Origin of the sequence: Uliginosibacterium sp. H1, assembly GCF_036017065.1 — a bacterium.
Classification (GTDB): domain Bacteria; phylum Pseudomonadota; class Gammaproteobacteria; order Burkholderiales; family Rhodocyclaceae; genus Uliginosibacterium.
Map to the genome: position 1 here is coordinate 264,747 of NZ_JAYXHR010000003.1, position 21,155 is coordinate 285,901.

Annotated in this window: 19 protein-coding genes; 4 read left to right on the forward strand and 15 right to left on the reverse strand. The window is 67.3% G+C overall.

Annotated features, from left to right (window positions below):
• Positions 1–7: 7 nt before the first annotated feature.
• Both VVD47_RS17890 and radC read right to left on the reverse strand, forming a co-directional pair.
• Positions 8–1,285 (reverse strand): glutamate-5-semialdehyde dehydrogenase, encoded by a 1,278-nt coding sequence (locus VVD47_RS17890; RefSeq protein WP_327604877.1) that lies wholly within the window; start codon positions 1,283–1,285, stop codon positions 8–10.
• Between the two features lie 106 nt (positions 1,286–1,391).
• Complete coding sequence (gene radC, locus VVD47_RS17895; protein WP_327604878.1) at positions 1,392–2,066, reverse strand: RadC family protein; 675 nt, start codon at positions 2,064–2,066, stop codon at positions 1,392–1,394.
• A 55-nt stretch (positions 2,067–2,121) separates the two neighbouring features.
• Between radC and coaBC the strand changes: the two genes are divergently transcribed.
• Positions 2,122–3,315, forward strand: coding sequence for a bifunctional phosphopantothenoylcysteine decarboxylase/phosphopantothenate--cysteine ligase CoaBC (gene coaBC / locus VVD47_RS17900; protein WP_327604879.1), 1,194 nt, complete (start codon positions 2,122–2,124; stop codon positions 3,313–3,315).
• Between the two features lie 73 nt (positions 3,316–3,388).
• Positions 3,389–3,838 carry a dUTP diphosphatase gene (gene dut, locus VVD47_RS17905; RefSeq protein WP_327604880.1) on the forward strand — a complete coding sequence of 150 codons (450 nt, stop codon included), beginning with the start codon at positions 3,389–3,391 and terminating at the stop codon, positions 3,836–3,838.
• A gap of 18 nt (positions 3,839–3,856) precedes the next feature.
• Here dut and VVD47_RS17910 read toward each other — a convergent pair whose 3' ends face one another.
• The 3 genes from VVD47_RS17910 to sodC all read right to left on the reverse strand — a co-directional run bounded on the left by VVD47_RS17910 (position 3,857) and on the right by sodC (position 7,247).
• Complete coding sequence (locus VVD47_RS17910) at positions 3,857–5,842, reverse strand: site-specific recombinase (RefSeq protein WP_327604881.1); 1,986 nt, start codon at positions 5,840–5,842, stop codon at positions 3,857–3,859.
• 182 nt (positions 5,843–6,024) lie between these two features.
• On the reverse strand, positions 6,025–6,708 hold the full coding sequence (locus tag VVD47_RS17915) for a hypothetical protein (protein WP_327604882.1): 684 nt from the start codon (positions 6,706–6,708) through the stop codon (positions 6,025–6,027).
• Entirely contained in the window at positions 6,708–7,247 is a 540-nt protein-coding gene (gene sodC, locus VVD47_RS17920; protein ID WP_327604883.1) for a superoxide dismutase [Cu-Zn] SodC, read from the reverse strand. The genes VVD47_RS17915 and sodC overlap by 1 nt, the downstream gene beginning before the upstream one ends.
• Before the next feature lie 294 nt (positions 7,248–7,541).
• Here sodC and VVD47_RS17925 point away from each other — a divergent pair, with 294 nt between their 5' ends.
• Positions 7,542–9,761 carry an NADP-dependent isocitrate dehydrogenase gene (locus VVD47_RS17925; protein WP_327604884.1) on the forward strand — a complete coding sequence of 740 codons (2,220 nt, stop codon included), beginning with the start codon at positions 7,542–7,544 and terminating at the stop codon, positions 9,759–9,761.
• A gap of 65 nt (positions 9,762–9,826) precedes the next feature.
• Here VVD47_RS17925 and VVD47_RS17930 read toward each other — a convergent pair whose 3' ends face one another.
• From VVD47_RS17930 to VVD47_RS17970, 9 genes are all read right to left on the reverse strand, one after another.
• Entirely contained in the window at positions 9,827–10,402 is a 576-nt protein-coding gene (locus VVD47_RS17930) for a hypothetical protein (protein WP_327604885.1), read from the reverse strand.
• A gap of 98 nt (positions 10,403–10,500) precedes the next feature.
• The gene (locus VVD47_RS17935) at positions 10,501–11,166 is read right to left on the reverse strand and encodes a hypothetical protein (protein ID WP_327604886.1); all 666 of its coding nucleotides are present in this window, start codon (positions 11,164–11,166) and stop codon (positions 10,501–10,503) included.
• Between the two features lie 286 nt (positions 11,167–11,452).
• On the reverse strand, positions 11,453–12,379 hold the full coding sequence (locus VVD47_RS17940) for a helix-turn-helix domain-containing protein (RefSeq protein WP_327604887.1): 927 nt from the start codon (positions 12,377–12,379) through the stop codon (positions 11,453–11,455).
• Positions 12,380–12,719: 340 nt separating this feature from the next.
• The gene (locus VVD47_RS17945) at positions 12,720–14,222 is read right to left on the reverse strand and encodes a tripartite tricarboxylate transporter permease (RefSeq protein ID WP_327604888.1); all 1,503 of its coding nucleotides are present in this window, start codon (positions 14,220–14,222) and stop codon (positions 12,720–12,722) included.
• 13 nt (positions 14,223–14,235) lie between these two features.
• Positions 14,236–14,715, reverse strand: a complete 480-nt coding sequence (locus tag VVD47_RS17950; protein WP_327604889.1) for a tripartite tricarboxylate transporter TctB family protein — start codon at positions 14,713–14,715, stop codon at positions 14,236–14,238.
• Positions 14,712–15,686, reverse strand: a complete 975-nt coding sequence (locus tag VVD47_RS17955; protein ID WP_327604890.1) for a Bug family tripartite tricarboxylate transporter substrate binding protein — start codon at positions 15,684–15,686, stop codon at positions 14,712–14,714. Before VVD47_RS17955 ends, VVD47_RS17950 begins: the two co-directional genes overlap by 4 nt.
• 70 nt (positions 15,687–15,756) lie before the next feature.
• On the reverse strand, positions 15,757–16,941 hold the full coding sequence (locus VVD47_RS17960; RefSeq protein ID WP_327604891.1) for a CaiB/BaiF CoA transferase family protein: 1,185 nt from the start codon (positions 16,939–16,941) through the stop codon (positions 15,757–15,759).
• Positions 16,938–17,882 carry a hydroxymethylglutaryl-CoA lyase gene (locus tag VVD47_RS17965; protein ID WP_327604892.1) on the reverse strand — a complete coding sequence of 315 codons (945 nt, stop codon included), beginning with the start codon at positions 17,880–17,882 and terminating at the stop codon, positions 16,938–16,940. Before VVD47_RS17965 ends, VVD47_RS17960 begins: the two co-directional genes overlap by 4 nt.
• Entirely contained in the window at positions 17,879–18,586 is a 708-nt protein-coding gene (locus tag VVD47_RS17970) for an IclR family transcriptional regulator (RefSeq protein ID WP_327604893.1), read from the reverse strand. The genes VVD47_RS17965 and VVD47_RS17970 overlap by 4 nt, the downstream gene beginning before the upstream one ends.
• Positions 18,587–18,723: 137 nt before the next feature.
• On the opposite strand from VVD47_RS17970, the gene VVD47_RS17975 reads away from it, so the two are divergent.
• Positions 18,724–19,368 (forward strand): MarC family protein, encoded by a 645-nt coding sequence (locus VVD47_RS17975; RefSeq protein ID WP_327604894.1) that lies wholly within the window; start codon positions 18,724–18,726, stop codon positions 19,366–19,368.
• A 154-nt stretch (positions 19,369–19,522) separates the two neighbouring features.
• Here the strand turns inward: VVD47_RS17975 and aceB are convergent, their stop codons facing one another.
• A complete protein-coding gene (gene aceB / locus VVD47_RS17980) occupies positions 19,523–21,118 on the reverse strand; it encodes a malate synthase A (protein ID WP_327604895.1) in 1,596 nt (531 codons plus the stop codon).
• Positions 21,119–21,155 lie beyond the last annotated feature (37 nt).

Consider the following 21,155-nt stretch of genomic DNA (forward strand, 5'->3'; position numbering starts at 1 on the left):
TCTGGTCTTATTTCCGCACTTCGCCGTTGCCGAACACCACCCATTTCTGGGAGGTCAGGCCTTCCAGTCCGACCGGGCCACGGGCGTGGAACTTGTCGGTGGAGATGCCGATCTCCGCGCCGAGGCCGTACTCGAAACCGTCGGCGAAGCGGGTAGAGGCGTTGATCATCACCGAGGCGGAATCCACCTCGCGCAGGAAGCGCATGGCGTGCGTGTAGTTCTCGCTGATGATCGCGTCCGTGTGCTGCGAGCTGTAGCGGTTGATGTGCGCGATGGCCTCATCCACGTCCGCCACCAGTTTCACCGAGATGACGGGCGCGAGGTACTCCTCGCTCCAGTCCTGCTCGGTGGCCTCGCGCAGCTTGTCGGCGGGGACGCCGGCTTCGCGCAGGATGGCCAGCGATTCCGGGCAGGCGCGCAGCTCCACACCCTTGCCGGCCAGCATCTGGCCGACGGCGGGCAGGTGGATGTCGGCCACGTCGCGCGACACCAGCAGCGACTCGGCGGTGTTGCAGGTGCCGTAGCGCTGGGTCTTGGCGTTCTCGACGATGGGCAGCACCTTGGCGGGATCGGCCTCGTCGTCGATGTACACGTGGCAGTTGCCGTCCAGGTGCTTGATGACCGGCACGCGGGCGTCCTTGCTGATGCGCTCGATCAGCCCCTTGCCACCGCGCGGCACGATGACATCCACGTATTGCGGCATGGTGATCAGGGTGCCGACGGCGGCGCGGTCGGTGGTCTCCACGACCTGCACCGCGGTGGCCGGCAGGGCTGCGGCGGACAGGCCGTCGCGCACGCAACGGGCGATCACCTGGTTGGCGTTGATGGCTTCCTTGCCGCCGCGCAGGATGGACGCGTTGCCGCTCTTGATGCACAGGCCGGCAGCGTCCGCCGTCACGTTGGGACGCGCTTCGTAGATGATGCCCACGACGCCCAGCGGCACGCGCATGTGCCCGACCTGGATGCCGCTCGGGCGGCGCTTCATGTTGGTGATCTCGCCGATCGGGTCGGGCAGGGCGGCGACCTGCTCCAGGCCGGCAGCCATCGACTCGATGGTCTTCTCGGTGAGCGTCAGGCGGTCGATCATCGCCGGCTCCAGGCCGTCGGCGCGGGCCTGTTCGAGGTCGCGCCCATTGGCGGCAAGCAGCTCGGCGCGGCGTTCGCGGATCAGGCGGGCGATGTGGCCGAGGGCGTTGTTCTTGGCGTCGGTCGAGGCGGCAGCCATGGCGCGCGAGGCGTCACGGGCGGCGCGGCCCAGATCGAGCATGTATTGCTGGACGTCCATGATGACTTTCTGTGTCTGCAAGGCACGGCGGCCGTGGCTGCCGGAGACCCGACAGATTACCGCGAGCGGGTAGCCCGGGCCAAGCTATCAGGCCCCCTGCCTTGCGCTATAGCAGGCCGCGCTCAGCGAAAGACACCACGCTGTTGCCGCCCACGACGAAGTGGTCCAGCACCTTGATATCCACCAGCCCCAGTGCCTCGCGCAGCGTGGCGGTGAGCAGCTCGTCGGCGCGGCTGGGTTCGGCCAGGCCGGAGGGATGGTTGTGGGCGAAGATCACCGCCGCGGCGTTGTGGGACAGCGCCAGTTTCACCACCTCGCGCGGGTAGACGCTGGTCTGCGTCAAGGTGCCCTCGAACAGGTCCGCGCTGTGCAGCAGGCGGTTCTGGTTGTCGAGCAGCAGCACGACGAAGACTTCGCGCGGGCGGCGGGCGAGATGCAGGCGCAGCCAGTCACGCACCGCGCCGGGAGAGTCGAACAGATCGCGCTCGCGCAGCGTCTCGCCCAGCGCGCGGCGCGCCATTTCCACCACCGCCTGCAGCTGCGCGAACTTGGCTTCTCCCATGCCGGGGAAAGCCTTGAACTCCTGCACCGTGGCGGAGAAGAGGCGGGACAGGCTGCCGAAATGGCCGATCAGGTCGCGGGCGAGGTCCACCGCGCTCTTGCCGCGCACTCCGACGCGCAGGAAGATCGCCAGCAGTTCCGCGTCCGACAGCACGCCGGCGCCTTGCGCCAGCAGGCGTTCGCGCGGGCGCTCGTCTGCCGGCCAGTCTGTGATTGCCACGGTATGATCCCCACCTTCATGTTTTCCGCGATTCTGTTGCAAACGGGGCGTTGCCATGACTGAACTCACGGGCAAGAAGATCGTCGTCGGCGTGACCGGTGGCGTGGCGGCGTACAAGGCTGCCGAACTGGTGCGCCTGCTGGTGAAGGCGGGCGCCGAGGTGCACGTGGCGATGACAGAAGCCGGCGCACGTTTCGTCACGCCGGTGACCTTCCAGGCGCTGTCCGGCCGCACGGTGTGGGTGGATGCCTGGGACGCGCGCATGCCCAACAACATGGCGCACATCGACCTCACGCGTGGCGCCGCGGCGCTGATCATCGCGCCTGCAAGTGCCGACTTCATGGCCAAGCTGGCGCACGGCATGGCTGACGATCTGCTGTCCACGCTGTGCCTCGCGCGCGACTGCCCCCTGCTGGTGGCACCGGCGATGAACCGCCAGATGTGGCAGAGCCCACCGACCCAGCGCAATGCGGCGCAACTGCGCGCGGATGGCGTCGCCGTGCTCGGCCCTGCCGCCGGCGAGCAGGCCTGCGGTGAAACCGGTGACGGCCGCATGCTGGAGGCCGAAGAGCTGTTTGCCGCATTGCTCGCCCACGTCACGCCCAAGCGGCTGGCGGGCCGTCGCGTGCTGATGACGGCCGGCCCAACCTTCGAGGCGCTGGACCCGGTACGCGGCCTCACCAACATCAGTTCGGGCAAGATGGGCTACGCACTGGCAGCCGCCTGCGCGAATGCCGGCGCGGAAGTCACGCTGGTGAGCGGCCCCGTGTCGCAGCCCACGCCCTGGGGCGTACAGCGCATCGACGTACGCAGCGCGGCCGACATGCACCGCGCGGTGATGCAGCACCTGGCCAGGCAGGACATTTTCATCGGCGTGGCGGCGGTGGCGGATTTCCGCCCGGCGCGCGTGGCCGGCGACAAGATCAAGAAGACCGCGGGTGCGCCGCCGACCATCGAGCTGCTGGAGAACCCCGACATCCTCGCCGACGTGGCGGCCCAGCCGGTGCCGCCCTTCTGCGTCGGCTTCGCGGCGGAAAGCTGCGAGCTGGACACCTACGCCACCGACAAGCTGCGTCGCAAGCGCCTCAAGCTGGTGGTGGGCAACCTCGTGCAGGACGGCATGGGCGGCGATGACAACGTCGTCGTACTGTACGACGCGACGGGGCGCCATCCGCTGCCACCGGGGCCGAAGGCCGCGGTCGCGCGAGGCATCGTCGATCACCTCGCGGCACTGTTGCCGCCCGCCTGAAACCGTTTCCGATTCCTGCGTCGCGCAGCTTCGCCGCGCGACGCCTCTTCATTGCCGACAGAAAGAACCGCTCATGCATCGCATCGACGTCAAGATCCTCGACCCCCGCCTGCACGACACGCCCCCGCAGTACGCCACGCCCGGCGCTGCCGGCCTGGACCTGCGTGCCTGCCTGGATGCACCGCTGGTCCTGCAGCCGGGCCAGACGCATCTGATCCCGACGGGCATGGCGATCCATCTCGCCGATCCGGGGCTGGCCGCCATCATCCTGCCGCGCTCGGGCCTTGGCCATAAGCACGGCATCGTGCTGGGCAACCTCGTCGGGCTGATTGACTCCGACTACCAGGGGCAGTTGTTCGTGTCGACCTGGAACCGCGGCCAGACCGCCTTCACCGTCGAACCGATGGAGCGCATCGCGCAACTCGTGGTGGTGCCGGTGGTGCAGGTGGCGTTCAACATCGTCGAGGACTTCGATGCCAGCGAACGCGGCGCTGGCGGCTTCGGCAGCACTGGCAAGCAGTAGGGCCGGCGGAGGTCTGCGTCAGGCCTTCGGTGCACCCGGTGGCCACAGGAAGTCCGCGGGGCGGCGACGGAAGCGTCGCCACAGCTTGCCGATGAAGGCCATCTTGTTGATGCGTTCGGCATTGCGCGCGCGCAGTGCCACGTTCAGGGCCAGGCCGAAGCTCACCGCCAGGTTGGTGAAGCCGATGGCCGCAATGCCCGTGGCGCTGATCAGCAGCACGTGGGCCGACAGTTCGCGCCCGAACTCGCTCCAGGCGTAGGCGAAGTTGGCCGCGGCGAAGGTGACGTGGCGGATGTCCAGCGGCAGGCCCAGCAGGAAGCCGATGGTGCCGGTGCAGCCCAGCATGCAGCCGAACAGGAAGTTGCCCGCCAGTGCGCCCAGGTTGTGCTCGATGTAGCCGGCCAGCCGCACCTGTGCGCGCCCGCCGATCACCCGTCGCAGCCATTTCAGCTCGCGGATGCGTTCCGGGATCTGGTGGTAGATGGCCTTGTTGTCGTAGTAACCGGTGATCAGGCCTGACAGGAAGAGATACACGCCGGCAATCGCGGCGTGGAAGATGCCGTAGCCGAAGATCGGCCGCAGGTCCTGCAGCATGTGGCGCGCCTTCTCCTCGCCGACCGGCCGCCATTCCAGCAGGTGCATGCAGGCCATGGCGATCGCGAACGAGGTGGCCATCGCCAGCAGCACGTTGCCGGCGATGGCGACGATCTGGGTCCGGCAGACGCGTGCGGTGAGATCCACCAGGGTGTTGATCTTGTCGGCCTCGCTCTGCTTGCCGTCCAGCGCCGCGGCCAGGGTGGCGGCCGTCATCGCGGGCTGCTTGGTGGCGATGGTGAAGTGCAGCAGGTGCACCAGCACGAAACCGAGGCCGTAGTTCAGGCTGAAGGCCACGGCCTCCCAGATCAAGGGCAGGTGCAGCTTGCCGATCAGCACCTTGAAGAGTGCCATGAAGCCGATGATCACCCCGGCGCCGGCCGCGGCACGGAACATCTGCGCGTACTCGCTGCGGCTGTCGGTGACGTAGTGTTCGCCGGTGCGGCTGGCATGCTCGGTGACCTGGCGCGCCAGCAGGTTGGTGGAGGCGCGCAGCAGTTCGCTGACGCTCTTTTCGCGTTCCACCTCCAGCATCAGCAGGCGGATGAAGTCGAGGGCGTGGCCGGTCCAGATCGCGCCGCGCTCGACGACCAGCAACTGCATCAGCACCTGCATGCGTTCGATGATCTGCGTCATGCGGGTGAGTTGGTAGGTCAGGCCCACGCTGGCACCGGCCTCCTGCGACTTGCGGCGGATGCGCTCGATGTAGCCCAGGCACTGCGACAGCAACACCTCGATCTGGCGCTTGTCGTGCTCCGTCGCCGTGTTTCCCTCGTTGTGCAGGCTCTTCACGAACTGCAGCACCTCCGCGCTCTGGGCGAGGAAGGGCGAGTCGTACTCGGTGAGCTCGGGGAAGTAATAGACCAGCTCGCGCTCGATCCCCAGCGCGGCGAGCCGGTGCGACAGCATGCGCAGGGCCTCCTGCGTTTCCGCCCAGATGTGCCGGCGTGCCGGCGCGAAGTGTTCGCCCTTCAGGCCGACGGCATCGCGCAGGGCATGCAGGTCTTCCTCGTCGATGCTGCTCAGCCAGTGGGCATCGCGGCCGCCATCGAAGACGCGCTCGAAGAAGTCGTGCAGGAAGGCCTCGTTGTAGGCCGGTGGCAGGATGCGGGCGCCCACCCGGCGTGTCAGCGCGCTGCCGAAACTCTCGCTGCCAAGGATGCCGGCGTCGGCGTAGAACGTGCTGTGGCTGCGCGCGCCGAGCAGGTCGGAGAGGTAGCGCGCCAGTGCTTCGGCCAAGTCCGGGTGCGCGCGCAAGCTGTCGACCAGGCCGCGCACGCGGGCTGCCGCAGCGCCATAGGTGTCGTTCCGCCTCGGCCGCAGCGAGGCCATCAGCTGTTCGAGCAGTTCGATGTTCTGGCAGGGCTGGTTGCGGGCGATGCTTTCGAGAACCTGCTTGGCGGAGCGCATGGCAGACCTGGGCGTGGGGACCGGTCGATTCTAGCGACTCGGCGCACCGGCTGCCGGACGGCATAACCGTCGTGAGGTGGTGCTCAGTGGTGGAGAGCGGTCGGCAGCAGGGCGACTGGTGGGTGCGCGGGACGCGATGGCGCACCGCCGCCAGCAGCGCAGGGTCGCGCAACTGTCGCTGACTATCTGCGCACGACCGATGACTGCGTCGACGCGGGGGACAGCCACTCGTCGTCATCGCGACGGGGCTTGGCCGGCGGGGTGTCGCCGACGTGTCGGTGGCCCTGGCGCCGCCAGCGCAGGCGCACGATGAGGCCGCAGGTCACGGCGCACATGAGGGTGTTGAGCGCGGTCACCGCCACCAGCATGCTGTGCATCTGCGCGCCCTGTTCCAGCAGCATCAGCGCGAAGGCCAGGTGACTGAGCGTCCACACGACCCAGGTCAGCAGGGAGTAGTCATCACCCCGCGCGTGCTTGCGCAGCAGCAGGCGCAAGGTCGGCAGGTAGGCACAGATGCGCAGGTAGCTGAGGGCTGCGAAGCACCACTCCAGCACGAGGGTATAGAGGGTGTGGGGATCCACGGTGTCGTCGAGCGGGGGCGTGTGCGGGAGTGGCGCGGGGCGGCCGTTCAGCGCGGGCCGTCGTCGGGACGCTGCATGCGACGTGGCGGTAGCCGGCAGCACGAAGACCAGGATCGCCACGCCCAGCACCATGGGGCCGCGCAACAACGCGTAGGTGGTGCCAAGATGCAGCGCCCACGCCAGCAATTCAAGGCCGAGGATGGCGGCCGCGCAGACGAGCGCACGGATCGCGAAGGGACGGACTGCGAAGGGCCGGGCGCGCCGCGGCATGGTGCGGGCCGGCATCAGTCGATGACGCCGCAGGCGATTCGCGTGCCGCCACCGCCGGCAGGCGCGGGATGGTCCGCGTGGTTGTCGCCGTTGGCGTGGATGACCAGCGCGCGCCGCCGCAGGTCGGCCAGGCTGAGGCGGGGGGCCAGCACCGGGCGGGTGGCGCGACCCGTGCCGTCCGCCTGCAGCGGGGGCAGGTCGCCAAGGTGGCCGTCACCGTCGGGCTGGCCGTGGCGCTTGCTGCCGAACGGGTCGTAGTGCGCGCCAGCGGCCATCGCGGGCACCGCACGGCCATCCTGTGAAGCCGGCGCGCAGCTCGGATTCTCGTGGACGTGGAACCCGTGCAGCCCCGGGCTCAGGCCGCTCAATGCCGGTGTCAGCAACAGGCCGCGCGGTGTCTCGGTGACCGCGATGCTGCCGATGGCGCGGCCGATGCCCTGGCCATCGACCTCGTACATCGTCACCGCCATGTCCTGGGCCTGCACTGCGGCGTAGGGCCACAAGGTGGCCAGCAGCAGGATGGCGGGGAAGGCGGAACGCGTTGTCGTGTCCATGAATGACGGCCTCCGGGCGGACGGGCAGGCACCCAGCCTAATGCGGGATGGCATCCGCCATTCCCCCCGCCAAGGGGGGAGGTGAGCTGTCTTGCTTTTCCGGGCAGGGGCAGTCGATGCGGCGCTGCGGCATCTGCCGCCGTTCGCGTTGCGCTGCGTGGCACGCGCATCCCGGGAGACCCCCGCAGCAGGGTGTTTGCCCGAAGCGCTTGATATACTTCTGGTTTCCCCTCATCGGGACGCGCCAGGCACCGTCCCTCCCACGATTCCGGAAAGAAACAGGAAAGAACAGCAATGAGCGAAGCGAAGATCATCTACACCCTGACCGACGAAGCACCGGCACTGGCCACCTATTCTTTCCTGCCCATCGTCCAGGCGTTCACCAATTCCGCCGGCATCAAGGTCGAGACCCGCGACATCTCCGTGGCCGGCCGCATCCTGGCGAATTTCCCCGAATTCCTGAAGCCGGAGCAGCGCGTAGCCGACGCCCTGTCCGAGCTGGGCGAACTGGCCAAGACGCCGGAAGCCAACATCATCAAGCTGCCGAACATCAGCGCTTCCGTGCCGCAACTGAAGGCCGCCATCAAGGAACTGCAGGCCCAGGGCTACGCCGTGCCGGACTTCCCGGAAAACCCCGCCAACGAGGAAGAGCAGAAGATCAAGGCGCGTTACGCCAAGGTGTCCGGCAGCGCGGTGAACCCCGTGCTGCGCGAAGGCAACTCGGACCGTCGCGTCGCCAACGCGGTGAAGCAGTACGCCAAGAAGCACCCGCACTCCATGGGCAAGTGGAGCGCCGACTCCAAGTCGCACGTGTCCAGCATGGCTAGCGGTGACTTCTACGCCAACGAGCAATCTGCCGTGGTGCCCGCGGCCGGCACGCTGAAGATCGAATTCACCGACAAGGCCGGCGCCACGAAGCTGCTGAAGGAAGTGAAGGTCAAGGACAACGAAGTCATCAGCGCCACCTTCATGGATGTGGGCGCACTGCAGGCCTTTTATGCCGCACAGGTGGCGGACGCCAAGGCCCAGGGCGTGCTGTTCTCGCTGCACCTGAAGGCCACCATGATGAAGGTGTCCGACCCCATTCTGTTCGGCTACGCCGTCAGCGCCTACTACAAGGACGTGTTCGCCAAGCATGCCGACGCGTTCGCCAAACTGGGCGTGAACGTGCGCAACGGCATCGGCGACGCCTACGCCAAGATCGCCTCGCTGCCGGAAGCCGACAAGGCCGCCATCGAAGCCGACCTGCGCGCCGCCGAGAAGGCCGTCGCCGTCGCGATGGTGGATTCCGACAAGGGCATCACCAACCTGCACGTGCCCAGCGACGTGATCGTCGATGCCTCCATGCCCGCCGCCATCCGCAGCTCCGGCTGCATGTGGAATGCCGAAGGCAAGCTGCAGGACACCAAGTTCGTCATCCCCGACCGTTGCTACGCCGGCATCTACCAGGCCGTCATCGACGACTGCAAGAAGCACGGCGCCTACGACGTCACCACCATGGGCACCGTGCCCAACGTCGGCCTGATGGCCCAGGCGGCCGAAGAGTACGGCTCACACGACAAGACCTTCGAGATCCCCGCCGACGGCGTGGTGAAGGTGCTGGCCGCCGACGGCAAGGTGCTGACCGAGCATGCCGTGAAGCAGGGCGACATCTGGCGCATGTGCCAGACCAAGGACATCGCGATTGCCGACTGGGTGAAGCTGGCTGTCGGCCGCGCCCGCGCCACCGGCGCCACCGCCATCTTCTGGCTGGACGAAGCGCGCGCCTACGACCGCAACCTGATCGCCAAGGTCAATGCCTACCTGAAGGACCACGACACCGCCGGCCTCGACATCCGCGTGCTGTCGCCGGTCGAAGCCACCAAGGCTTCTCTGGAGCGTATCCGCAAGGGCCAGGACACCATCTCGGTGACCGGCAACGTGCTGCGCGACTACAACACCGACCTGTTCCCGATCCTGGAACTCGGCACCTCCGCCAAGATGCTGTCCATCGTGCCGCTGCTGGCCGGTGGTGGCATGTACGAGACGGGTGCCGGCGGCTCCGCGCCGAAGCACGTGCAACAGTTCCTGGAAGAAAACTACCTGCGCTGGGACTCGCTGGGCGAATTCCTCGCGCTGCAGGTCTCCATCGAGGAGCTGGCCGCCAAGACCGGCAACAAGGCCGCCGCCGTGCTGGCCGAAGCGCTGGACGCCGCCAACGCCAAGTTCCTGGAAAACGACAAGTCGCCCGCCCGCAAGGTCGGCCAGATCGACAACCGCGGCAGCCACTTCTACCTCGCGCTGTACTGGGCCCAGGCCCTGGCCGCGCAGACCAAGGACGCCGCGCTGGCAGCCGTGTTCAAGCCGCTGGCCGAATCGCTGACGGCCGACGAAGCGAAGATCGTCGGTGAGCTGATCGGTGCGCAGGGCAAGGCGGTCGACATCGGCGGCTACTACCACCCGGCACCGGAGAAGTGCTCGGCCTCGATGCGCCCGAGCACGACGCTGAACGCGGCGCTGGCGTCGATCAAGTAAGCACTGGTCGCAGCCCGACAAAAAGCCCCGCAGTTGCGGGGCTTTTTGTTTGGAGCCGGTTTGTGTCAGGGCAGGGTCTGCACATAGCAGCGGGCACAGTTGTTATTGCCGTCGTTGCCGCTGTAGCTGTAGATCGAACAGGACAGGCCGTTCTCGGCTGTTTCGGCCGGGAACGTGGTGCCCAGGGTTGTGTACATGCTCCCTTGGTACACCGTGTGACGATCGCTCCTGACGATCTGGCGTGTTCCGGTGAACCGGCAATAGCCGCCGCTCAATGCGCAGAACTCATAGCCAGCAGGGGGGCTACTGCACGTCACACGATAACCACCGCTCGACGAACTGCTCGAAGAGCTTGATGAACTGGACGAACTCGACGAGACCACCGATTTGAGTACCGAGCATTCATTGACTCCGCCTGGCACGCGTTGCCCCAGGTAGGCCTCTGTGCAGACGAAATTGCCGGTAATGGTGCGGTAGTGGAACTGGCCGGCGCGCCCGAACGCCACGGTGGTTCTCGTTGGCACGTTGCAGGTCTTGCCTTCGTTGCAGATGGTCACGTATCCGTCAGGCCGGTTGCCGGCCTGTGCGCCAAAGGATGCCGCCCCCAGCGCAAGTGCTGCGATGATGATCCTGAAATTCATTGCTTGTCTCCAGAGTTGCTGCGTTGTTATAGGTGTGTCGGCGACACACCGGCACTGCAAAGCTGTCGGTGGGCTTGTGGCCTGTTGGCGGCATGCAGCTAGGCCCGGAGCGGTAAGGATGCGTGACCAGCGGATCCCAGCTCGGGAATCGGCAGCGCATAGCAACGATCCGTTCTTGCCGTGACGCCGAAGTCGCGCGCGTTGGGAAAGTTGGCCATGGCGCAGTCCACGCCGTTGGTGAATTGCATGGGCGCGGAGGTGTGGCACTGGCGTACCCATTCCGTGATGCTGCCCACGCGGTAGCAGCCACCGATCACCACGGTGCGGGTGCCGATGAAGCTGCAGCGCTGGCCCTGCAGGGCGCATTCCAGGTAGGTGCTCTTCGAGCCGGTGTCGTAGGGCGGGGTCGGGCCTTCCTGTGGCCTGGGTTCGGGATCGTCCGTGGCACTCGACGTGGCGGGGGCGCTGGCTGCGGGGGGCGGCCTGGTTGCGACCACGATCTTCGGCACCGAGCATTCGTTGATGCCGCCCGGGGTTCGTCCGCCGAAGGTGGCTTCATCGCAGACGAAGGCTTCTGACAGCTGGCGGTAATGGAACTTGTTGGCCCGCCCGAAGGCCACGAGGGCGCCACCTGGCGGCTTGCAGGCTTTGTCTTCCTTGCAGTAGGTGACGTAACTCTTTGGCTGGTCGGCGGCGTGGCCAGGAGGCGCGGCGACGATGGCAAACGCGAAGAGGGGGCCGACAAGTGCGGTGGGTCTGTGCATCGTGGCTCCTTTCTGCGGGCGGGGTGCAGCGGTGCGACGGATTGCGCGGGCGTGGAACGGTAGTCCGCTACGTTACCCGCGCGGCGGGAGACGAAGTTGTGCCGCGGCTTGCTCCAGTGGTTCCGGGAGGACGTGGGCCTGCATGACTTGTCTCCATGTTCTTGTGTGGCCGACTTGTCGGCGGCCTGTCGGCAGACTACTGCCAAGCCTGTTGCGTTCGCGTGCGTCGGCTTGTCTGGTGATGCAGGTGCCTGTCTGTGCGTGCAGCGTTTGCGGCGCCCGGCGTTCAGGTTTGCCAGCGCGACGGCGGCACGCCGAAGCGCTCGCGGAAGCGGCGCGAGAAGTGCGCGGCCGAGCGGAAGCCGCAGCGCCGCGCCAGTTGCTCTACCGAGAGTTCGGTGGCGCTGGCCTGCAACAGGTGCCGCGCGAGCGTCAGGCGCAATTCCATCAGCGCATTCATCACGCTGCAGCCACTCGCCGCGAAGGCCGCGTGCAGTGCGCGGGTGGACACGCCCAGGCGGCGGGCCAGTTCCTGCGGGGCGAGGTCGACCTCGCTGATCCGCTCGCGCATCAGTACCCGTGCGCGTTCGACCAGTGAGCCGTTGTGCCGCAGGGCGATGTCGTCGTCGGGCAGCCACATGGCCTGTGCCAGATCCAGCAGGACCTGGCTGCAGCGCGCCTGCTGGGTGGTGCTCATGCAGTCCAGGCTCCCGGCCAGACTGTGCAGGCTGGCGGTCAGTACCCGCGCCACCGGCAAGGTCTCGTTGAGGTGGGTCGCGCTGGCGGCCTCGATACGGCTGCGCGCGTCGGCCAGCATGTGCAGCGGCATCTGCAGGCACAGGGCCTGGGTGTGCCGGCTGAAGCGCAGCGAGAGCGGGGCGAGGCTGTCGAAACAGCCGAGCTGGCCGACGTCGTGGCTGGCCGAACGCCCGCGTTGCTCGATGCCGAGTTTGCCGCCCAGGGGGAGTGTCAGGAATGCGCTGGGCAGGTCGCTGATGCCCAGTTCCGCCTCGCCGCGCGACAGCAGGTGGGCATCGACACGAAGGTCATGCAGGCGCAGGCCGAACAACTGGCGTGTCGTGAGCGTGGCGTCGAATGCAGCCGGGTTCATCGGGGCCACCGTCATCGGCTGGATGGCCTGGGATACCGCGTCCTGCCAGAAGGCGGCCTGGCGGGCGGGGGGCAGCAGCGTCGTGCTCCATCGGCGAATCATGTCGCTCTCCAGCGGGCGCTCGCAGCCTGGGCTGCGCGGCCGGGCATGCCTGACGGCATTCTGCAAATGGTGCTGCGTGGATGCTACGTGGCGATGCGTGGGTGCTGCCTCTCCTGCGTGTGCTGCTGCGGGGACACTACCAAACCACGCAGGGGTTCGTGGCCGTCCCGAAGGGCAAGCCGGGCTCCGGCAGATGAGCGGTGCAGCAGGCGATGCAGCGAGCGCTGAAGGAAAGCACCGCCATGGTCGACGGGCTGCGATGGAGGGGAGTTGAAGCGACGCGTCCGGCACATGGCACGGCGCCCTCGGCGGGGCGCCGTGCCATGTGTCCGGCGACGGGTCAGCCGACGCGTACGCGGGCGCGCTTGCGCAGTTGTGCGATGGTCTTGGGCAAGACCATCAGGGTGATGGCGATGACCAGCACGGTGGCCGAGATGGGACGGGTGAAGAAGGTGCTCCAGTCGCCCTGGCTGATGACCAGCGCCTGGCGCAGGGACTGCTCCAGCAGCGGGCCGAGGATCAGGCCGACGATGACCGGCGCGGTCGGGAAGTCCAGCCGGCGCATGGCGAAGCCGACCAGGCCGAAGACGAACAACAGGCCGACATCGAACAGCGAATTGCTGGCGCCGTAGACCGCCACGGTGGAGATGACGAGGATGCTGGCGTACAGCCAGTGCGGCGGGATCTTCAGCAGCTGCACCCACAGCTTCACCAGCGGCAGGTTGAGCAGCAGCAGGATGACGTTGCCGATGTACAGGCTGGCGATCAGCGTCCACACCAGGCTGCTCTGCGTGGTGAACAGCAGCGGGCCGGGCTGGATGCCGTAGCTCTGGAAGGCGGACAGGATGACCGCCGCGGTGGCGGAGGTCGGAATGCCCAGCGTCAGCAGCGGCATCAGCACGCCCGCCGCGGCGGCGTTGTTGGCCGCCTCCGGTCCCGCCACCCCTTCGATGGCGCCGTTGCCGAATTCCTCGGGGTGGTCGGAGAGCTTCTTCTCCGTGTAGTACGACAGCAGGGTCGGCAGCTCTGCCCCGCCAGCGGGCAGGGCGCCGATCGGGAAGCCGTAGGCGCTGCCACGCAGCCAGGGCTTCCAGCTGCGCTTCCAGTCCTGCTTCGACATCCACAGGCTGCCGCTCATCTTCATCACCTCGCCTTCGCCGAAGCGTCCCTGCCAGGCGAGGAACAGCGCTTCGCCGACGGCAAAGATGCCGACGAGCATGACGGTCACCTCGATGCCATCCATCAGTTCGGCGTGGCCGAAGGTGAAGCGCGGTTGCCCGCTCTGCAGGTCGATGCCGACGAAGCCCAGCAGCAGGCCGACCGCCAGGGCGATGAGGCCGCGCAACTCCGAGTTGCCGAGCACCGATGACACGGCGACCAGCGCCAGCACCATCAGCGCAGCGTATTCCGCCGGGCCGAAGGCCAGCGCCACGTCGACGATCATCGGCGAGAAGAAGGTCAGCGCGATGGTGCCGATGGTGCCGGCGATGAAACTGCCGATCGCGGCGGTGGCCAGCGCCTGCCCGGCACGCCCGCGCCGCGCCATGCGGTTGCCTTCCAGCGACGTGACGACCGACGCGGATTCGCCGGGCGTGTTGAGCAGGATAGTGGTGGTGGAGCCGCCGTACATCGCGCCGTAGTAGATGCCCGCGAACAGCACGAACATGGCTTCCGCCGGCACCTTGAAGGTCAGTGGCAGAAGCAGGGCGACGGTCAGCGCCGGGCCGATGCCGGGCAGGACGCCCACCAGGGTGCCGATGAAGCAACCGGCCAGGCCGTACAACAGGATGGACGGTTGCAGTGCGGAGGCGAATCCGGCGAGCAGTGCGTCGAAGGTACCCATGGGTTCGGGAGCCTCAGAGTAACTTGATGAAGGGGCCGAGCTGCACGCCCAGCAACTTGTCGAACAGCGCCCACACCGCCAGCGTCAGCAGCGCCCCCACGATCAGGTCGTTGAGCGGCTTGCGGCTGTTGAAGGCACGCGCGAACAACACGAAGGCGAGAGTGGCCGCCGCGCCGATGCCCGCCAGCGGAATCAGTACGAGCAGCACCAGCAGCCCGGCGATCAACCAGGCGCTGCGCCCCAGGTTGCCGGACAGCGGCGCGTCGTCCTCGTCGTTGGCGACGTCGGGACAGCGGTCCTGCCAGGCGGCCTGCGTGTAACCCATGGCAAGGATCAGCAGCAGGCCGCACAAGGCCGCCGGCATCAGCCGTGGGCCCAATGCGTCCTGCATGATCGGCGCCGGGATCAGGCTGGACTGCACGCCCATCAACGCCGTGAAGGCGAACAGCAGCAGCCCGGCGATGACGGCGAAGCGCCTGGAGGGCAGGTTCATGCCAGCCCCAGTTCCTTCATGACGGCCTCGGTGTCGGCGATGTCCTCGGCAACGTCCTTCACGAAGGCGTCACCTGCGAGGAACACGTCGACCCACTTGCGCTGCTCGAGCTGTTCCTTCCACTGCGCGGAGTTGCGCATCGCCGTCATCAGGTCGCCCAGCGCCTTCACCTGTGCGGGGGAGATGCCGGGCGCACCGAACACGCCGCGCCAGTTGGCGGTCGCCACCGGGGTGCCCATCTCCTTCAGGGTGGGGACGTCGACACCCGGGATGCGCGCGTTGCCGGACACCGCGATGGCACGCAGGCGGCCGGACTTGATGTGCTCGGCGAACTCGGAATAGCCGGAAATGCCGGCAGCCACCTGGCCACCGATCACGGCAGCCACCGCCGCGCCGCCGCCGGCGAAGGCGACGTAGGCGGCATCCTTCGGGTTGGCGCCGAGGTTCTTCAGCAGCATGCCGAGCAACAGGTGGTCGGTGCCGCCGGCGCTGCCGCCGGCGACGCTGGTGCCCTTCGGATTGGCCTTCAGTGCGGCGGCGAAGTCCTTCCAGGTTTTATGCGGGCTGTTGGCGGGCACGACAATGACGCCTGCCTCTTCGGTGAGACGCGCGATGGGCACGACGTCCTTGATGGTGATCGGGCTCTTGTTGGCGATGCCGGCGCCGACCATCACGGAGCCGCCGACCAGCAGCGCATTGCCCTGGCCTTTGCGCTGGCCGACGAACTTCGGCAAACCGACCATCCCGCCGGCGCCGCCGACATTCTCGAACTGGAAGCCACTGACCAGCCCGGCCGCGCGGCACACCTGCTCGATGACGCGGCCCGTGGTGTCCCAGCCACCGCCTGGCGCAGCGGGGATGAACATGTTGATGGACTCGAACTGCGGTGCAGCGCTGGCCCAGCGCGGCAAGCCGGCAGCGAGCGGGGCGAGGCCGGCAGCGATGGCGAAACGACGACGGTTCATGTTCATGGTGGGCTCCTCCTGAGTGTGGCGATGTGTGGCGGCGGTGCTGGCGCGACGATGCACCTGGCATCGTCGTTCATGGGCCCGCAAGCTTGCCAGCGTCGGCAAGTTCGTCGATGCGGGAATCTGCGTAGCCCAGCTCGCGCAGGATCGCGCGGCTGTGCTGGCCTACGGCGGGCAGGTCGCGGCGGGTGCCGAAGCGTGTGCCGTCCATGACCAGCGGCAGGCGGGGTACCGGGGTGGTGTGATGGCCTTCCAGGGTGATGTCGGTGAAGCCCTCCGAGGCCAGCAGGTGCGGGTCATCGAAGAGATCCTGCGGGCGCGTGATCGGCGCGAAGGGAAGGCCCGCCGCCTCGCAGCGACGCATCACCTCTGCCTTGCCCAGGCGGGCCATGCACTCGCGGATGCGCGGCATGAAGCGCTCGCGCGCGGCGACACGCTGGTTGTTGGTGGCGAGCAGGGCGTCCGCTGCGAGGTCGTGCAGCTCGAAGGCGTCGACGAACTTTCGCCACTGCGCGTCGCTCACTGCCCCGACGAAGACCTGTTCTCCGCCAGCGCATCCGAACACGTCGTACACCGCCCACGCCGAGAGGCGGTTGGGCATGGGCGAAGCCGGCTTGCCGGTGACCGCATGCTGCATCATGTGCTGGGCGACGAGGAACACGTTGTTCTCGAACAGGCCCGATTGCACGAGTTGCCCCTGGCCGCTACGCTGGCGCTCGACCACGGCGGCGAGGATGCCGATGGCCGCGAACATGCCGCCCATGACATCGTTGACCGAGGCGCCGGCGCGCAGCGGGCGTCCTTCGGGGCCGGTCATGTAGGCGAGGCCCCCCATCATCTGCACTACTTCGTCCAGCGCCGGGCGCTGCTCGTACGGACCGGGCAGGAAGCCCTTCATGGAGCAGTAGATGATGTCGGCGCGCAGGACACGCACCGCGTCGTAACCCAGGCCCAGCTTCTCCATGGCGCCGGGGCGGAAGTTCTCGGTGACGATGTCCGCCGTGGCAAGCAGGGCGCGCACGGCCTCGATGCCCTCGCCGGATTTCAGGTCGATGGCGAGGCTCTGCTTGTTGCGGTTGTAGGTCGGCCAGTAGCCGGCTCCCGATCCGGTGAGGTGGCGGGTGCTGTCGCCTTCCACGCCCTCGACCTTGATCACCTCGGCGCCGAGGTCGGCGAGGATCAGGCCGCAGGCCGGGCCCATCACCATGTGGACGAACTCGACGACGCGCAGGCCGGCCAGCGGAAGCGGCTTGGTCATGGGCGTGCTCCACTTGCGTCGCGTGCGTAGTGGAAGCCCTTGGTCAGGCCCGCTTCCGGCAGGTGGCCGTAGAGCGGTTCGTCGGGCAGGGCTTCGGCGACGATCCGTCGCGCGGCGATCAGCGCTTCCAGGTCGATGCCGGTATCCAGCCCCATGCTCTCCAGCAGGAAGACCAGATCCTCGGTCACGATGTTGCCGCTGGCACCCGGCGCATAGGGGCAGCCACCGAGGCCGCCCTGGGAGGCGTCGAAGGTGCTGACGCCGACGTCCAGCGCCGCCACGACGTTGGCCAGGCCCTGGCCGCGGGTGTTGTGGAGATGGGCGCCGCCGGCCTTGTCGCCGAGCTCTGCATGCAACTGGCGGAACAGGCGCCGCACCTGCGCCGGGTTGGCGTAGCCGGTGGTGTCCGACAGGCCCACGGAATCGACGCCGGCCTCTGCCAGCATCACGGCCAGACGGATCACCCACTGCTCGTCGATGGCGCCTTCCATCGTGCAACCGAAGGCGGTGGAGATGCCGATCTCGATGCCGAATGAACGGGGGCTGTCCTGCCGCAGGGCAACGACGCGGCGGACTTCTTCGACGGCCTCCTCGGGTGTCTTGCGGAGATTGCTCTGGCTATGCGCGCGCGAGGCGGACACCGGCAGGGTGAGCTTGTGCGCGCCGGCCGCGACGGCGGCCTCGGCGCCACGCAGGTTCGGCACCAGTGCCAGCACCGTGATGCTGGGTATGCGGATTGCATCCGCCACCACGTCGGCGGCGTCGGCCATCTGCGGCAGCAGTTTCGGGGGGACGAATGAGGCGACCTCGATCTCGCGTAGCCCGGCCGATGCCAGCGCGCGTATCCAGCCTTGCTTGGCTGTGGTGGGCATGGTGCGCGTGATGCTCTGCAAGCCGTCGCGCGGCCCCACTTCGCTGATCAGTACGACGGGATCGGTCATGAACGTGCGGCGGGTTGCTCGCCACCGATCTGGCGGGTGAGGGTGCTGGCGGCTTCACGCAGCAGCGGCGCGCAGCGGGCGACCTGTTCGTCCGTGAAGCGTTCGCGTGGACCGGACAAGGCCAGTGCGCCTTGCAGCGTGTTACCCGGACCGAATACCGGCGCAGACATGGAGGCCGCTGCCGGGTCGCGGTCGCCCAGCGTGCAGGCCCAGCCGTCGTTGCGCACCTGCTCGAGATCGGCCCCCGTTTCGTTGGCGAAGGCGCGCAGCACCTTGCCGGCGGAGCCGCGGTCGATCGGCAGGCGGTCACCTTCGCGCAGGGCGATGACGATGCTGCGCGGCGACTCCACGCGACGCAGGCAGATGCGGGTATCGCCGTCGCGCACGAAGAAGGACGCGGTCTCGCCGCTGGCGTGGGCGAGTGCCCGCAGGGCAGGGCGTAGCACTTCGTCCAGGCTGAAGCCTTCCTGGTAGGCACGGGCCAGTTTCAGGGGGGCTGCCCCGGCGGCGTAGTGTCCGTCCGGCATGCGACGGGCATAGCCGGCGCGTTCCAGCGAGGCCAGCAGTCGCAGGATGGTGCTCTTGTACAAGCCGGTCTGGCGGGACAGGTCGGCGAGCGAAACACCTTCGGGATGCTCGGCGACACGGGAAAGGATGAGGAGGGCGCGGTCAACGGCGGCCACACCGGTCTGGCTGCTGCTCATGTTGTTCTATCCAGTGAAATGCTATTTCATTATGATAGTTCCTGGTCATGAATTCAGCTTGAGGGCTTCCCTGATGCGGTTGTCCCGTTGACACGGCACATCGGAGCCCCGCCCCTTGTTTCAGCCACAATGACGCCATGCTTGCCGAGATATTCAAGAACACCGTGGCCCTGCTGGCCATCGTCGAGCCGCTGGGCGTGATCCCGCTCTACCTGCAGGCGACCGTCGGCTACAGCGATACCGAGAAGCGCGCGTATGCGCGTTTCCTCGGCATGGTGGTCATCGTTGCGCTGGTGATTGCGGGTCTGGCCGGCGACGAGCTGCTGCAGGCACTGTCCATTTCGCTGGGCGCCATGCGCGTGGGTGGCGGGGTCATCGTGCTGATGGTGGCGATTGCCATGGTGCTGGGGCAGCAGAACGCCGTGAAGCGGACGCCGGTGGAGGCCGAGGCCGCCGAGGAGGCCGCAGGCCGCGGCCTGGTGCCACTGGGCATCCCGCTGCTGGTGGGGCCGGCGGCGTTTTCCTTCATGCTGGCGCATAGCCAGTGGCACTGGCAGGCCCCGTTGAGCCTCGTCACCGTATTGCTGCCGCCGATCATCGTCGGTCTGCTGGTGTGGCTGACCTTTGCGTTTGCAGGGCGACTGCAGGCGAGGCTGACGCCGGCGATGATGGTGGTGATCGAGCGGATCGCCGGCTTCCTGCTGGCGGGTATTGCCGTGGAGTTGATGGCGGGTGGCCTGCGGGAGCTCTTCCCCTTGCTGGCGTCGCCGGTCGTGCCGTAGGTGACTGCGGGAATGCGTGCATCATGTTGCGACCACGGTGTGCGCCACGCAGCTTGAGCTGAGCGAAACCCTGCATCCTGCCGGCCGATCTGGTCCCAGCCACAAAGAAAAGGCGCCCTCGCAGGGCGCCTTTTCTTTGGACCGTCGACGCCCCTTACTGCAAGGCTTCGTACAGCGGCAGGGTCAGGAACTCCGCAAAGTCGTCCGCCGTGCTCATCGTCTCGAAGATGCCGGCGGCCTGCTCATAGCTGGCCGTTGCCTCGCCGGCAGCGGTCACGGTCGCCTTGACCTTGGCAAGCTCTTCCGGAATCAGCGCGCGCACCAGTTCAGCCGTGACCTTGCGGCCATCCTCCAGCTTGCCCTTGGGCGAGCGGATCCACTGCCACACCTGCGAGCGGGAGATCTCCGCGGTGGCAGCATCTTCCATCAGGTTGTGGATCGGCACGCAGCCGTTGCCGGCCAGCCAGGAACCGAGGTAGTGGATGCCGACGTTGATGTTGTTGCGCAGGCCGGCCTCGGTGATGGGGGCCTCCGGTACGAAGTTCAGCCAGTCCTTCGGCGCGAACACTTCGTCACGTTGCTTCTCCCACTGGTTGGGCCTGTCGCCTAGTACAGCCTTGAACTCTTCCATCGCCACCGACACCAGTCCCGGGTGCGCCACCCAGCCGCCATCGAAGCCATCGTTGGCATCGCGCTTCTTGTCGTGGCGGATGCCGGCGATGGCCTTCTCGTTGGCGACGGGGTCGCTCTTGATCGGGATCAGCGCGCTCATGCCACCGATCGCGGGTGCGCCGCGCTTGTGGCAGGCCTGCACCAGTGCCAGTGCGTAGCTGCGCATGAAGGGCACTTCCATCGTGATCTTGCTGCGCTCGGCCAGGCAGAAATCGCTGTTGCGCTTGAACTTCTTGATGCACGAGAAGATGTAATCCCAGCGCCCGGCGTTCAGGCCGGCACTGTGGTCGCGCAGTTCGTAGAGGATCTCTTCCATCTCGAACGTGGCCAGCACGGTTTCCACCAGCACGGTCGCCTTGATCGTGCCGCGCGGGATGCCCAGCGCGTCCTGCGCCATCACGAAGATGTCATTCCACAGGCGCGCCTCCAGATGACTCTCCATCTTCGGCAGGTAGAAGTAGGGCCCTGCTCCGCGCGCCAGTTGCTCCTTCGCGTTGTGGAAGAAAAACAGCGCGAAGTCGAAAATGCCGCCCGACACCCGCTGGCCGTCGACCAGCACATGCTTCTCATCCAGATGCCAGCCGCGCGGCCGCACCAGCAGCGTCGCCACCTTGTCGTTCAGCTTGTACGACTTGCCTTTCTGCTCCAGCGAAATCGTGCCGCGCACCGCCTCGAACAGATTGATCTGCCCTTGGATCTGGTTGAACCAGTTCGGCGTATTCGAGTCCTCGAAGTCGGACATGTACGAGTCCGCTCCCGAGTTCAGCGCATTGATGATCATCTTGCGCTCCACCGGCCCGGTGATCTCCGCACGCCGGCAGTGCAGCGCGGCCGGCAGCGGCGCAATCTTCCAGTCGCCATCGCGGACCTGCTTCGTCTCCGGCAAAAAGTCCGGCATCTCGCCAGCATCGATCTTCGCCTGACGCGCGACACGCGTCTTCAGCAGCTCCTGCCGACGCGACTCGAAAGCCCGATGCAGCTTGGCCACCAGGGCCAGCGCTTCAGGGCTGAGAATCTCTTCAAAGCCCGGGGCGAGCGGGGCGCGGATGTCCAGGCCGGACGGAAGGGTGAGGCTCATGTTCTCTCCTGGTTTGCGCGAATTATTGCGATGCAGT